Consider the following 12271-nt stretch of genomic DNA (forward strand, 5'->3'; position numbering starts at 1 on the left):
GGTGCGGGACGGGACCGGGAAATTTGCGCGTGGTGAATGAGAGTGACCGAGGCGCCTTAGCTCTCCAACGTCGTCCTGGCGAAAGCCATTACCCCGACTGGTTGTTGTCCCGACAAGCTGTGGCGACGGCGTCCGTCAACAACGACTGCTTGTGGCAACGGGTCCTGGCTTTCGCCAGGACGACGTAGAGAGAGTTGTCGTCAGAAACGGTTGAGTGACCGCTCTTAATGCGCGGCCGACGCCGACTTCTTCGTCGCAACCGGCTTCGGCGCGGGCTTGCCGGCCGCCTGCGGTGCGCTGTCCCAGCCGCCGGCGGGGGCCTGGACGTTGACGGCGTCGTCGGGCTGCGGCTCGGCGCTGAAAGTCTGGATCGCGAGCTTGGCAGCGGCGAGCGATTGCGGGTCGAGGCGCTTGGCGACGTCGTCGCGCTTGGTTGCTGCGTCCGCGTCGCCCTGCGCGGCCGCGAGGGTGAACCATTTGTAGGATTCGGCGAGGTTCTGTTCGACGCCGATGCCGCGGGCATAGAGGATGCCGAGGTTGAACTGGCTGTCGGCGACGCCGCGGTCGGCCGCTTTCCGGAACCACTGCGCCGCGCTCTTGTAGTTGGCGCCGCGTCCACCGCCGTCGGCGTCGAGCACCGCGAGATTGTGCATCGCCTTGGCGTTGCCGCGCTCGGCGGCCTGCGTGTAGTAGCGGCGGGCGATGTCGGCGTCTTTCTTCACGCCCAGGCCCTTTTCGTATAGCGTGCCGAGACGGAAGGTCGCGGGCACGACGCCGGCCTGTGCCGCGCGGTCGTACCACTTCGCCGCTTCGTCGTAATTCGCGGCCACGCCCTTGCCCTCGGCAAAGCGTACGCCGATCTCGTAGGCCGCGGTCGCATCGCCCTTCATCGCGGCGGTGCGCAGGCCCGGGCCGGCGATGCCGTCAGGCAGCTTCTCGCTCGGCGGCACCTGGACGACGCTGAGCCGCGCACGGCTCGCGCCCGACAGCGCGCCGGTCACGTCGCTGGCGGCCGCCGGTGGGGTCGGCGCTGCGGCAGGAGCGGGCGGAATTTCGACCGACGCCGTATTGCCGGAGCTCGTTGCGGGCGCCGGTGCGGCATTGTTCAGGGACTGCTTCCCGATCGGCGTCGGCGAGGTCATTGACGGCGTGACCTGCTCGGGCGTGGCGGGCTTGTTCTCGACCGGCGGCGGCGCCTGCGGCGCGGGCTGGCTCGTATTCTCCATCGCCTGCGGCGCCGGCTGCGTGCTGCCGCCTTCAAGCAGGTTCATCGCCATCTTGAAGGTGCCGAGCACGATGACAACCACGCTTGCGCCGACCAGCAGCGAGCGGATTTTTGACGTGATGGTCGAAGCGCCTTCCTGGCCTTGAACCTTGGCCTGGCCTTTGTCTTTGGTGCGAGCCGCGATCGCGGCTTTGACGCCGCGGGCGGGCTTCTCCGGCGGCTGCGCGGCGGCAGCTTGGGCGGCACGGCGCGCGGCCGCGATGAAGCTCGACGACGACACCGGCTCCTTCGGCGCGGCGGGGATTTCGCTGATCGCGCTTTCGGACGCGGCAATGCGCTCGGACGGCGTGGCGGGCCGGCCGTTCGGACGCGTGCCGGGCTCGAGCGGATGATCCGGCGGCAGCTCGGGCGCGATCGCGGCGCGGGCGGGCGCCGTGTGCGGCTCGAGGATCTCGCTGATGGCACGCGGCGGCACCGGCGGCGGTGCTGCGGGCGCGGCAGCATGGAATTCACGCGGCGCGGCGACGAAGGTGGAGTGCGCATGTTGCGCGGCGGCAGGATTTTGCAGCTCGGGCTTCGGATCGTATTTCGGCTGCTGTGGCTGTGGCTGCTGCTCGCGCGCCATCGGGGCCGGCTCAGCCGGTGCCGCCATCGACGTTTGCGCGGGCATGGCCGCAGCCATCGGCATCGGCGCAGGGGCCGGGGGCGCGGTACGCACCGCGCGCAGATCCCCCTCGATCATCGAGAGACGATCGACGACATGGCCGAGCGTGTTGTGCACGGCCTCCAGCGAATCCTGCGTGCTGCGGTTGGTTTCGGCCTGGCTGTAGCGGATGTCGGACAGCTCGCGCTTGAGCAGGTCGGCCACGCCGGAATCGGACGGTGGTGCGGAGCTTCGGCTTTCGGCGAGTGCGGAGTAGGTGGCCTGCTGCCGTTCCAGGTGGCGCAGGATGTCGTGCAGACCGTCCTCGACGCGGCTCAGGTTTCCGCCGCGCGAATCGGAATTGCTCTCGATCCGCTCCAGCAGATAGGAGACCCGCTGCTCGAGGTGAGCGAAGGTCGAGGCCGAGTCGTTGCCGACCTGCATGCGGTCGAAACGGTCGGACAGCGCGCGGATCGCGCTTTCCAGATGTTCGGTGCTCTCGGCCGGTTGCGGCCGCTCGCGCGTTTCCAGTGCGGCGGTGAGCGCGGCGATGCGCTGCTCCAGCACGGCGAAGCTGTCGCCGCGGTCTGAGGGGCGATTGACCTGGTCGACCTTGGACGACAGCAGCTGCACGTCCTCGGAAAGCCGTGCCAGCGCTTCGTTGGAGGCGACGTTCGAGACGATGCCGCGCAATGCCGAGATCGCGCCTTCGAGCTGGCGCACGGTCGAAGGGTCGTCATTGGCGCGCAGGATCAGATCGAGCTTGGCGCCGAGATTGCGAATCGCCTCGTCATAGCCGGTGAGCTGCTCGGCCGGTGTCAGCGTGCGCAGCACCTGTTTGATGTCGGCGAGTGCGCGCTCGATGCCCGAGAGCACCTGGCCGTCGGTGCCGTTGGAGCGGGTCTCGTCGATGCGACGGTGCAGCGAGCGGATCTCGTTCTCGATGGATTCGATCGCGCGGCGCGGCATCGCCTCGGTGATGGCGTTGCGGATCTCGGCGAGCTCTGCGCGGAAGCCGTTGATCGCCTGCTCGGTATTGTCAGGACGCTGCAGCGACTCGATCTGGCTCGTGATCTTGAGCAGATGGCGTTCGAGCGACGAGAAATCCGGCCCCGGCTGCGGTGGCGGCGGAGCATAGACAGGTGCAGGCGGCGCCATCGGTGGAACATAGGGAGTTGCGGAGGGCGCGATCGACGGTGCGGCGCGCGGTGGCACCTGACGCGGCGCAAAGCCGTCGAGCTCGCTCTGCCGTGCGGTGATCTCGGCAACCGCGACGTCGAACGACGCCGGGCTCAGGGGAGGCGAGCTGCGATAGACTTGGGCTGCTGCACGCTCGACCGCATCGGCCTGGCGCTGGCGCGTCTCGACCGGCGCGGGCCGCGGCGGCTGCGGCTGCTGCGCTTGTGGCTGCGGCTGCGGGGGTCGCGAGATCTGCGACAGGCGGGCATCGAGCCGCGAGATCGCGTCGTTGAGCTGGCGAGCGGCGCCCTGCTCGCGCGACACGTCTCTTTCACGAGAAGAGTCCTGGCGCGGCGCGGCGGGCTTCGAAATCCGTTCGATCTGCTGGGTGATCGCGTCGAGCCGCTGATGGATGTCGGCGACTTCGCGGCTCTCCTGGCTCGGCATCTGCTGAGCGCGCGGATCGGGACGCTGGTCCTGACGCGGGTCGTAAGGCCCGCGAAAGTTCGGCGGGGCAGCTTCGCCGAGCGTGGAGTTCAGCCAATCGTTGAGTGACATGCCGGCGCGACGCGCAGCAGCTTCGGCCCGCTCCCTGACGGATGGATCGATACCGTCAACACTCCACGATACGCGCGAATTCATGACTCTGTCCGGTTCCGACTCCGGCGCCCCACCCGGCGCCTCCAGTCTCCCCACGCGTGCCGGTTGCAAGACAATCGAATTCGGCGCGGGTCGTCTGCCTCGAAAACCGACTTTTTCCTGTTACGGTAAATAACGGGTTAAGGAACGCAGTCCCGGTGTCTTAAAGTTGGGCGGCGGGAACCGGGGGCGGCACCGCGTGAGGCTGCGTAGCCCGGATGGAGCGCAGCGAAATCCGGGTTTCTTGCGGCTTGCATCGGTCCCGGATTGCGCTGCGCTCCATCCGGGCTACGGGGACAGACAAAAATTTTCGCCGCGGCCTTCATCGGGCCGTCTCAGGGATAGACAGCGCCGCGTTCGGCGCTCTGCCTGAGCCGATTGTTGCTGACATGAAATGGTTGCTCGTGGCCGCGATGGCGGCCGGACTGGCGTCGTCCGCCTTTGCCGCTGATGCCCCGGCGGCAAAGCCCGTGGTCAAGGCGCCGGCACCTGCCGGGTTCAACTGGACCAGCTGCTATGTCGGCGTCCAGGGTGGTGGCTCCTGGGGCAAGAGCGAGCACGTCGCGCGCGCCGGCAACGCGTCCGGCTCCACGATCACAGGCACATTCAACCTGACCGGCGGCGTCGCGGGCGGAGCTTTCGGCTGCGATTTCCAGATCGAGAAGACGGTGGTCGGTTTCGAGAACGATGCGTCCTGGACCAACCAGCACGGCTCCGCGCCGGACATGCCGCCCTTCAACGGCGCGGCGACGAGCCGCACGCGGGAAAAGTGGATCGACATGTTTCGCGGCCGCGTCGGCTACGCGCTCGATCGGTTTCTGATCTACGGCACCGCCGGCGTCGCCTTTGCCGGCACCGATGTCTCCGTGTCCAATCCGGCGGGGCAAGTCACGGACTCCAAGACCCGCTCCGGCCTCGCGGCCGGGCTCGGCGGCGAATGGGCGGCGTGGACCGATAGCTGGGGCGCGGTGAGCTTCAAGCTCGAATACGTTCACGTCGATTTCGGCAGCAAGCGATATGTCGATCCGGCCGTCCCGATTGGCGCATTCACCGTCATCACGCGCGATGTCAGGCTGACTGACGATATCGTCCGCGCCGGCGTGAACGTGCGCTTCAACTGGGACAGCCCCGTCGTCACAAAAGACTAAAGCGGGTCGCCTAACCCTTGCCTTCGCGCTTGCCGTCGTCCAGCGGGACCACCGTGCCCTTGCCGCTCATCGCCGACAGCGCATCGAGCGCTTCCTCGCAAAAGTCCGCGACCATCTGCTCGTGCCGCGCGCCGAGGCGGAGCAGCAGCAGATTGCCGAGATCGAGCACGCCCGATGCCGTTCCTTCGGGAAAACGCTTTTTCAGGATCCGCTCGTAGTTCTCGTGCCGGTCGCGGTGATGCTCCAGGCGGTCCATCAGATCGGTCCGGATGGGCTCGATGTCGATGCTGTCGAGGGCATGCAGCCGGACCAGGAGGTCGTCTTTGATGGAAGGAGGGGTGCTCGGTCGCGCGGCCCAGTGCCGCAGCGCTGTTCGTCCTTCCGGAGTGAGCGTATAAATGAGCTTATTGGGCTTGCCGGATTGGACGACCTCACGGCCCTGGATGTAGCCGCGGTCGCGCAGCTTGGAGAGCTCGCGATAGATCTGCTGGTGGTCGGCCTTCCAGAAGAAGCCGACCGAGGAATCGAATGTCTTGGCGAGCTCGTAGCCCGTCATCGGACGTTCCGTCAGGCATGCGAGGATCGCGTCGCCCAGCGCCATGTGACCTGCCTCCCTGTGACCTTAACCAAGCAGCTTGACTTTATGCGTATCGACGCATATGCGTCAATGTGCATATAGGGTGATCCAAGGTCGGGGCGCAGAACCGACCAGAAAACCCAGCGGAATCAACCTCCTCGCTACTGTGCATGGGGTTGTTTTCGGGTTTTTGCCAGGGCCTTTGATCCAAGGCCTTTGATTCACGGGAGGACCTGACAATGACCGGTCTCGATTCCTGGTACGCCTTCATGAAGTCCCAAGATCGCAGCGAAGCTGCGAAAGCGCTCTGGGACCTGCTCCATCCTGACGCCGTGTTCGAAAGCCCCGTCGTGCATTCGCCGCAGCGTGGGCGCGACATCACTTTCAAATATCTTGCCAGCGCCGAGAAGGTGCTCGGCGGTCCCGGCTTCACCTATGTCGGCGAGTGGACCAACGCCAACGGTGCCGTGCTCGAATTCAAGAATGTCATCGACGGCATCGAGATCAACGGTGTCGACATCATCACTTTCGATGCCGAGGGACGCATCACAAATTTCAAGGTGATGGTGCGTCCGCTCAAGGCCATCAACATGCTGCACCGCCTGATGGCGGAGCAGCTCGCCGCCCAATCCTAGATTCCATCACTTCCAAGCCCATGTAACTTCAAGACTTGCCGGGAGACCGCAATGCCGATCTACAAAGCCCCCGTCGAAGATGTGAACTTCCTGCTCAACGACGTTTTCCAGATCGACCGCTACGACAATCTCGCCGGCTTCTCCGATGCGTCGAGCGACGTGCGCGAGGCGATCCTGGGTGAAGCCGCCAAGCTCTCCGAAGAGGTGCTCCAGCCGCTCAATCGCGTCGGCGACCTCGAAGGCTGCAAGCGCGCCGACGACGGCAGCGTCACCACGCCGAAAGGTTTCAAGGAGGCGTTCAAGCAGGTGGCCGAGGGCGGCTGGCTCGGTCTGTCGGCCCCGACCGAGTTCGGCGGCCAGGGCCTGCCGGTGACGCTGAGCCAGGCGGTCAACGAATTCCAGATCTCCGCCAACATGGCGTTCTCGATGTATGGCGGTCTCACCATGGGGGCGACCGCCGCGCTGATCGTTCACGGCTCGCCGGAGCAGAAGCAGACCTACGTGCCGAAGATGGTCGCCGGCGAGTGGACCGGCACCATGAACCTGACCGAGCCGCAATGCGGCACCGATCTCGGCATGCTCCGCACCAAGGCTGTGCGCCAGGCGGACGGCAGCTTCAAGATCACGGGCACCAAGATCTTCATCTCGGCCGGTGAGCATGACCTCGCCCCGAACATCATCCACCTCGTGCTCGCCCGCATCGAGGGCGCACCCGCCGGCATCAAGGGCGTGTCGCTGTTCGTGGTGCCGAAATTCCTGGTGAATGCCGATGGTTCGGTGGGGCAGCGCAACGGCGTCGTCTGCGGCTCGATCGAGCACAAGATGGGCATCCACGGCAATTCGACCTGTGTGATGAACTACGACGGCGCCACCGGCTGGCTGATCGGCGAAGAGAACAAGGGCATGCAGGGCATGTTCGTGATGATGAACGAGGCCCGCCTCGGCGTCGCCGTTCAGGGCCTCGCGCAGTCCGAGGTCGCCTATCAGAACGCGGTCGCCTACGCGCGGGAGCGCATCCAGGGCCGTTCGCTGACCGGCGTGAAGGCGCCGGACAAGCCGGCGGATCCGATCATCGTGCATCCGGACGTCCGCCGCACGCTGCTGTCGATCCGTGCCTTCAACGAAGCCGCGCGCGCCTTCGTGATGTGGACCGCGCTGAAGAGCGACGTCGCCCACCGCTCCGAGGACCCGAAGGATCGTCAGGCCGCCGACGACCACATGGGCCTGATGACGCCGGTGCTGAAAGGCTTCCTCACCGACTACGGTTTTGCCAATGCGGTGCAGGCGCAGCAGATGTATGGCGGCCATGGCTACATCGCCGAGCAGGGCATGGAGCAGTTCGTGCGCGATGCGCGCATCGCCATGATCTATGAAGGCGCCAACGGCATCCAGGCGCTCGACCTCGTCGGCCGCAAGCTGCCGCGCGACGGCGGCCGCGCCATCATGGCCTTCTTCGGCGAGGTCATGGCCTTCGCCAAGGAGAACGGCGGCGACGAGGCGCTGAAGCCCTTCATCGCCCCGCTTTCGGCCTCTCTCGGTCATCTCCAGCAGGCCACGACATGGCTGATGCAGAACGCGATGGCCAAGCCCGACAATGCGGGGGCCGCCGCGACCGACTATCTGCATCTCTTCGGCTTCGTCGCGCTGGGCTACATGTGGGCGAAGATGGCCAAGGTCACCCAGGCCAAGATTGCCGCCAGCGGGGCGACGCCCTATCTCTCGACCAAGCTCGTGACCGGCCGTTTCTTCATGGAGCGGATGCTGCCGGAGACCGCGGCCAATCTCGCGCGCATCCAGTCCGGCTGCGCCACCATCATGGAACTGCCGGCGGAAGCGTTCTGAGCCCGCTTCTGCGCTATCAAAATTCGAACAACAGATCAGGAGGGCGTCATGCCTGAGGCATTCATCTACGATCACGTTCGCACCCCCCGCGGCCGCGGCAAGGCGGACGGCGCACTGCACGAAGTCACGGCGCTGGCGCTCGCCACCGTGCCGCTGAAGGCGCTGAAGGACCGCAACAACCTTCCCGAAGACTCTGTCGATGACGTTATCCTCGGTGTAGTCGATCCTGTCGGCGAGGCCGGCTCCGACATCGCGCGCTTCGCGGCGCTCAAGGCAGGCCTCGGCGAAGCCGTCCCGGGCGTGCAGATCAGCCGCTTCTGTGCCTCCGGCCTTGACGCCGTGAACTTTGCCGCCGCGCAGGTGATGAGCGGCCAGCATGAACTCGTCATCGGCGGCGGCGCCGAATCCATGAGCCGCGTCGGCATCGGTGCCTCCGGCGGCGCCTGGCCGATGGACCCCTCGATGGCCGTGCCGGCCTACTTCATGCCGCAGGGCGTCTCGGCCGATCTGATCGCCACCAAATACGGCTTCTCCCGCGACGACGTCGATGCCTATGCCGTGCAGAGCCAGCAGCGTGCCGGCAAGGCCTGGGATGAAGGCCGCTTCAACAAGTCCGTCGTGCCGGTGAAGGACATTAACGGCCTCACCATCCTCGCCAAGGACGAGCACATGCGTCCCTCGACGACGATGCAGTCGCTGGCGCAGCTGCAGCCGTCGTTCACGATGATGGCGCAGATGGGCGGCTTTGACGGTGTCGCGGTGCAATCGCATCCCGAGATCGAGCGCGTCAATTTCGTGCACCACGCCGGCAACTCGTCGGGCATCGTCGACGGCGCCGGTGCGGTGCTGCTCGGCAGCAAGGAGGCGGGCGCGAAGTACGGCCTCAAGCCGCGCGCAAAAATCCGCGCGTTTGCCAATGTCGGCTCGGAGCCGGCGATGATGTTGACCGGCCCGGTCGACGTCACCGAGAAGCTGTTTGCGCGTTCCGGCATGAAGAAGTCGGATATCGACCTGTTCGAGCTCAACGAGGCCTTCGCCTCGGTGGTGCTGCGCTACATCCAGGCCTTCGACATCGACAACGCCAAGATCAACGTCAATGGCGGCGCGATCGCGCTCGGCCATCCGCTTGGCGCCACTGGCGCGATGATTTTGGGCACCGTGCTCGACGAGCTCGAGCGCACCAACAAGTCGACCGCCCTGGTGACGCTGTGCATCGGCGGCGGCATGGGCACCGCGACCATCATCGAGCGCGTCTAAGGGTAGGGGAGCAACCAACATGACTTACAAGAACTTCAAGGTTGAGACCGATTCCGACGGCATCGCGCTCGTCACCTGGGACATCCCGGGCCGTTCGATGAACGTGCTCGACGAGACCTCGACCAGCGAGCTCGACGCGATCGTCAAGGCAACCACCGCTGATGCCGCGGTGAAGGGCGTCGTCATCACCTCGGCCAAGGACGCCTTCTGCGCCGGCGCGGACCTCTCCATGCTCGAAGGCATGAACCAGGCCTATGCCAAGGTTCTGAAGGAGCAGGGCGAGACTGCCGCGAACCAGATGCTGTTCGAACAGAGCCGCCGCTTTTCGCAGGTGCTGCGCTCGATCGAAACGTCAGGCAAGCCGTGGGCGGCCGCGATCAACGGCCTCGCGCTCGGCGGCGGTTTCGAGATCACGCTGTGCTGCCACTATCGCGTGGCGGCCGAGAATCCCAAGACGCGTCTCGGCCTGCCCGAGGTCAAGGTCGGCCTGTTCCCCGGCGCCGGCGGCACGCAGCGCGTGCCGCGTCTGGTGCCGCCGCAGGACGCGATGACCATTTTGCTCAAGGGCGATCCGGTCGCGCTCGACAAGGCCAAGCAGCTCAACCTTATTCACGCCATCGTCCCCGCTGCTGATCTGATCAAGGCCGCGAAGGACTGGATCAAGGGCGGCGGCAAGGCCGTCGCGCCCTGGGACGAGAAGGGTTTTAAGCTGCCCGGCGGTCCGGTGTTCTCCAAGGCCGGCATGATGATGTTCCCGGCCGGCAACGCGATCTATCGCCGCGAGACTTACGACAACTATCCGGCCGCGCGTGCGATCATGAGCTGCGTCTATGAGGGCCTGCAGTTGCCGATCGACGCGGCACTGCGCGTCGAGTCGCGCTACTTCACCTCGGTGCTGCGCTCGAAGGAAGCGGCTGCGATGATCCGCAGCCTGTTCCTCTCGATGCAGGAGCTGAACAAGGGCGCGCGGCGTCCGAAGGACGTGCCCGCGACCAAGGTGAAGAAGATCGCCGTGATCGGCGCCGGCTTCATGGGCGCGAGCGTCGGCTACGTCTCGGCTCGCGCCGGCCTCGACGTCGTGCTGATCGACCGCGACCAGGAGAGCGCCGACAAGGGCAAGGCGCATGCGCAGAAGGTGATCGAGGACCAGATCAAGAAGGGGCGCGCCAAGCCGACCGACGCCGAGGCGCTGCTCGCCCGCATCACGCCGACCGCGGACTATGCCGCGCTGAAGGACGTCGACCTCGTGATCGAGGCTGTGTTCGAGGACCGCAAGGTCAAGGCGGAAACGTTTGCCAAGGCGCAGGAGTATCTCAAGCCCGACGTGATCTTCGCCTCCAACACCTCGACGCTGCCGATCACCTCGCTCGCCGAGTCCTTCAAGGACCAGGACAAGTTCGTCGGCATCCACTTCTTCTCGCCCGTCGAGAAGATGATGCTGGTCGAGATCATCAAGGGCAAGAACACCGGCGACGTCGCGCTCGCGACCGCGCTCGACTACGTCCGGCAGATCGGCAAGACGCCGATCGTGGTCAACGACTCCAGAGGCTTCTTCGCCAATCGCTGCGTCGGCCGCTACGTCGCCGAAGGCAACGAGATGTTCCTCGAAGGCGTGCCGCCGGCAATGATCGAGAACTGCGCCAAGATGGCCGGCATGCCGGTCGGCCCGCTCTCGCTGTCTGATGAAGTCGCGCTCGATCTCGGCCTCAAGATCATGAAGGCGACCGAAGCCGATCTCGGCCCCAACGCCATCAACCCCGACCAGAAGAAGCTGATGGTCGAGATGGTCGAGAACCAGGGCCGCCTTGGCCGCAAGAACAGCAAGGGCTTTTACGACTATCCCGAGAAGGGCAAGGGTCAGAAGAGCCTGTGGCCGGGCCTGTCCGCGCTGCAGCCGAAGCAGCTCGATCCTGACACGCTCGACATCGAGGAGCTGAAGCAGCGCTTCCTGGTCGTGCAGGCAGTGGAAGCCGCGCGCACGGTCGAGGATCACGTCATCACCGATCCGCGCGAGGCGGATGTCGGCTCGATCCTCGGTTTTGGCTTTGCGCCGTTCACTGGCGGCACGCTGTCCTACATCGACTTCATGGGCGCGAAGAAGTTCGTCGAGCTCTGCCACAGGCTCGAGGCGAAATACGGCTCGCGCTTCACGCCGCCGAAGCTTCTGGAGGAGATGGCCGCGAAGGGTGAAACTTTCTACGGCCGCTTCGCACCGAAGAAGGCGGCTGCTGCCTGATCGATCGCGTTCGCTTGAAACGAAAGGCCGGATCGTCGATCTGGCCTTTTTGTTTTCCAGCGCCATCATCACGGTTACATCGGATTAGTTCCCAGGTTGTGGAACTGGTCACAAAATCCGGGTAGGAACCGTGCCAGAGTCTCGCTGCCACACTGTCGCGCAATTGTCATAGGCGCGTCAAAGCGGCGCCGTTCTTTTGCTCGGCCCTGGCATCACTCTTGCTAACCAGTCGGGTGACGAACCCTTGGGACACTTGCCGCTCCATCGGCAAGTTGAAGACGAAAAAAGAAAGTGTCCTTGATGAACTCTTTGGTGCTGCGGAAGACCGCGCTCGCTCGCGATGTCTCCGCGAAATATGCCGTTGCGCCTGCGCTCGGCCGCGCTCTGCCGGCGCAAAAGCTCGCGCGTCTGCGTCGCAAGGGGCCGTTGTTCTGGGTCGCTATGGCGCTACTGGTGCTCTCGGCGGATTTTCTGCTCGCTCTCCTCGCCTGGCTGGCCGTCGACTTCGTCATGCGGTGAGACGTCCCGCGCGTAGCGCAGATAGGTTGTCGCGAAGTAGGCGAGCTGGGAGGCGGCAAGACAGATGGCTATGACGGTCACGCCCGCCATCATTCCGAATTCGTAAACGCGAAGAACGATCGCCGCGAAAACTGCGATAAAGGGCGAAAGCACGACCAGCGCCCAGATCCTGAAAACACAGCCTGTCGCTATTCCCGCCAATGCGCTTGCAGCGATCAGGACGATGGCAATCGTCAAGTTCAACCCCGATGCGAGTCCGAAAATTCTTCAATCAATTACGTCAAGCTCGCCCGCTTTGCGGGTACTGACAAGACAGCACCACTTACATTCGGCGAACAGTAGTTCATAAGTCTAATGAGAGGTATGATAGT

8 protein-coding genes are annotated in these 12271 nt (G+C 65.1%); 5 read left to right on the forward strand and 3 right to left on the reverse strand.

Features of this window, described 5'->3' with window-relative positions; genetic code table 11:
• Window positions 1-224: 224 nt before the first annotated feature.
• On the reverse strand, window positions 225-3689 hold the full coding sequence (locus tag ACLFLU_RS04075; protein ID WP_426411064.1) for a hypothetical protein: 3465 nt from the start codon (window positions 3687-3689) through the stop codon (window positions 225-227).
• Window positions 3690-4075: 386 nt separating this feature from the next.
• Here ACLFLU_RS04075 and ACLFLU_RS04080 point away from each other — a divergent pair, with 386 nt between their 5' ends.
• A complete protein-coding gene (locus ACLFLU_RS04080; RefSeq protein ID WP_426411065.1) occupies window positions 4076-4834 on the forward strand; it encodes an outer membrane protein in 759 nt (252 codons plus the stop codon).
• A gap of 10 nt (window positions 4835-4844) precedes the next feature.
• Here ACLFLU_RS04080 and ACLFLU_RS04085 read toward each other — a convergent pair whose 3' ends face one another.
• On the reverse strand, window positions 4845-5435 hold the full coding sequence (locus ACLFLU_RS04085) for a PadR family transcriptional regulator (protein WP_426411066.1): 591 nt from the start codon (window positions 5433-5435) through the stop codon (window positions 4845-4847).
• 215 nt (window positions 5436-5650) lie between these two features.
• Between ACLFLU_RS04085 and ACLFLU_RS04090 the strand changes: the two genes are divergently transcribed.
• The 4 genes from ACLFLU_RS04090 to ACLFLU_RS04105 are packed head-to-tail and all read left to right on the forward strand — an operon-like array spanning window position 5651 to window position 11381.
• Entirely contained in the window at window positions 5651-6046 is a 396-nt protein-coding gene (locus ACLFLU_RS04090; protein WP_426411067.1) for a nuclear transport factor 2 family protein, read from the forward strand.
• 51 nt (window positions 6047-6097) lie between these two features.
• Window positions 6098-7888 carry an acyl-CoA dehydrogenase C-terminal domain-containing protein gene (locus ACLFLU_RS04095; RefSeq protein WP_426411068.1) on the forward strand — a complete coding sequence of 597 codons (1791 nt, stop codon included), beginning with the start codon at window positions 6098-6100 and terminating at the stop codon, window positions 7886-7888.
• A gap of 48 nt (window positions 7889-7936) precedes the next feature.
• Window positions 7937-9145 carry an acetyl-CoA C-acetyltransferase gene (locus tag ACLFLU_RS04100; protein ID WP_426411069.1) on the forward strand — a complete coding sequence of 403 codons (1209 nt, stop codon included), beginning with the start codon at window positions 7937-7939 and terminating at the stop codon, window positions 9143-9145.
• Window positions 9146-9164: 19 nt separating this feature from the next.
• Window positions 9165-11381, forward strand: coding sequence for an FAD-dependent oxidoreductase (locus tag ACLFLU_RS04105; protein ID WP_426411070.1), 2217 nt, complete (start codon window positions 9165-9167; stop codon window positions 11379-11381).
• A 447-nt stretch (window positions 11382-11828) separates the two neighbouring features.
• Here ACLFLU_RS04105 and ACLFLU_RS04110 read toward each other — a convergent pair whose 3' ends face one another.
• Entirely contained in the window at window positions 11829-12137 is a 309-nt protein-coding gene (locus ACLFLU_RS04110) for a hypothetical protein (RefSeq protein WP_426411071.1), read from the reverse strand.
• Window positions 12138-12271 lie beyond the last annotated feature (134 nt).

The organism is Bradyrhizobium ganzhouense (assembly GCF_049949285.1).
In the GTDB taxonomy this organism is placed as follows: domain Bacteria; phylum Pseudomonadota; class Alphaproteobacteria; order Rhizobiales; family Xanthobacteraceae; genus Bradyrhizobium; species Bradyrhizobium ganzhouense.

Excerpts from the sequence above, each read along its gene's own strand:
- ACLFLU_RS04075 (WP_426411064.1), bottom strand. The coding sequence starts at position 3,689 with ATGAATTCGCGCGTATCGTGGAGTGTTGACGGTATCGATCCATCCGTC.
- ACLFLU_RS04080 (WP_426411065.1), top strand. The coding sequence starts at position 4,076 with ATGAAATGGTTGCTCGTGGCCGCGATGGCGGCCGGACTGGCGTCGTCC.
- ACLFLU_RS04085 (WP_426411066.1), bottom strand. The coding sequence starts at position 5,435 with ATGGCGCTGGGCGACGCGATCCTCGCATGCCTGACGGAACGTCCGATG.
- ACLFLU_RS04090 (WP_426411067.1), top strand. The coding sequence starts at position 5,651 with ATGACCGGTCTCGATTCCTGGTACGCCTTCATGAAGTCCCAAGATCGC.
- ACLFLU_RS04095 (WP_426411068.1), top strand. The coding sequence starts at position 6,098 with ATGCCGATCTACAAAGCCCCCGTCGAAGATGTGAACTTCCTGCTCAAC.
- ACLFLU_RS04100 (WP_426411069.1), top strand. The coding sequence starts at position 7,937 with ATGCCTGAGGCATTCATCTACGATCACGTTCGCACCCCCCGCGGCCGC.
- ACLFLU_RS04105 (WP_426411070.1), top strand. The coding sequence starts at position 9,165 with ATGACTTACAAGAACTTCAAGGTTGAGACCGATTCCGACGGCATCGCG.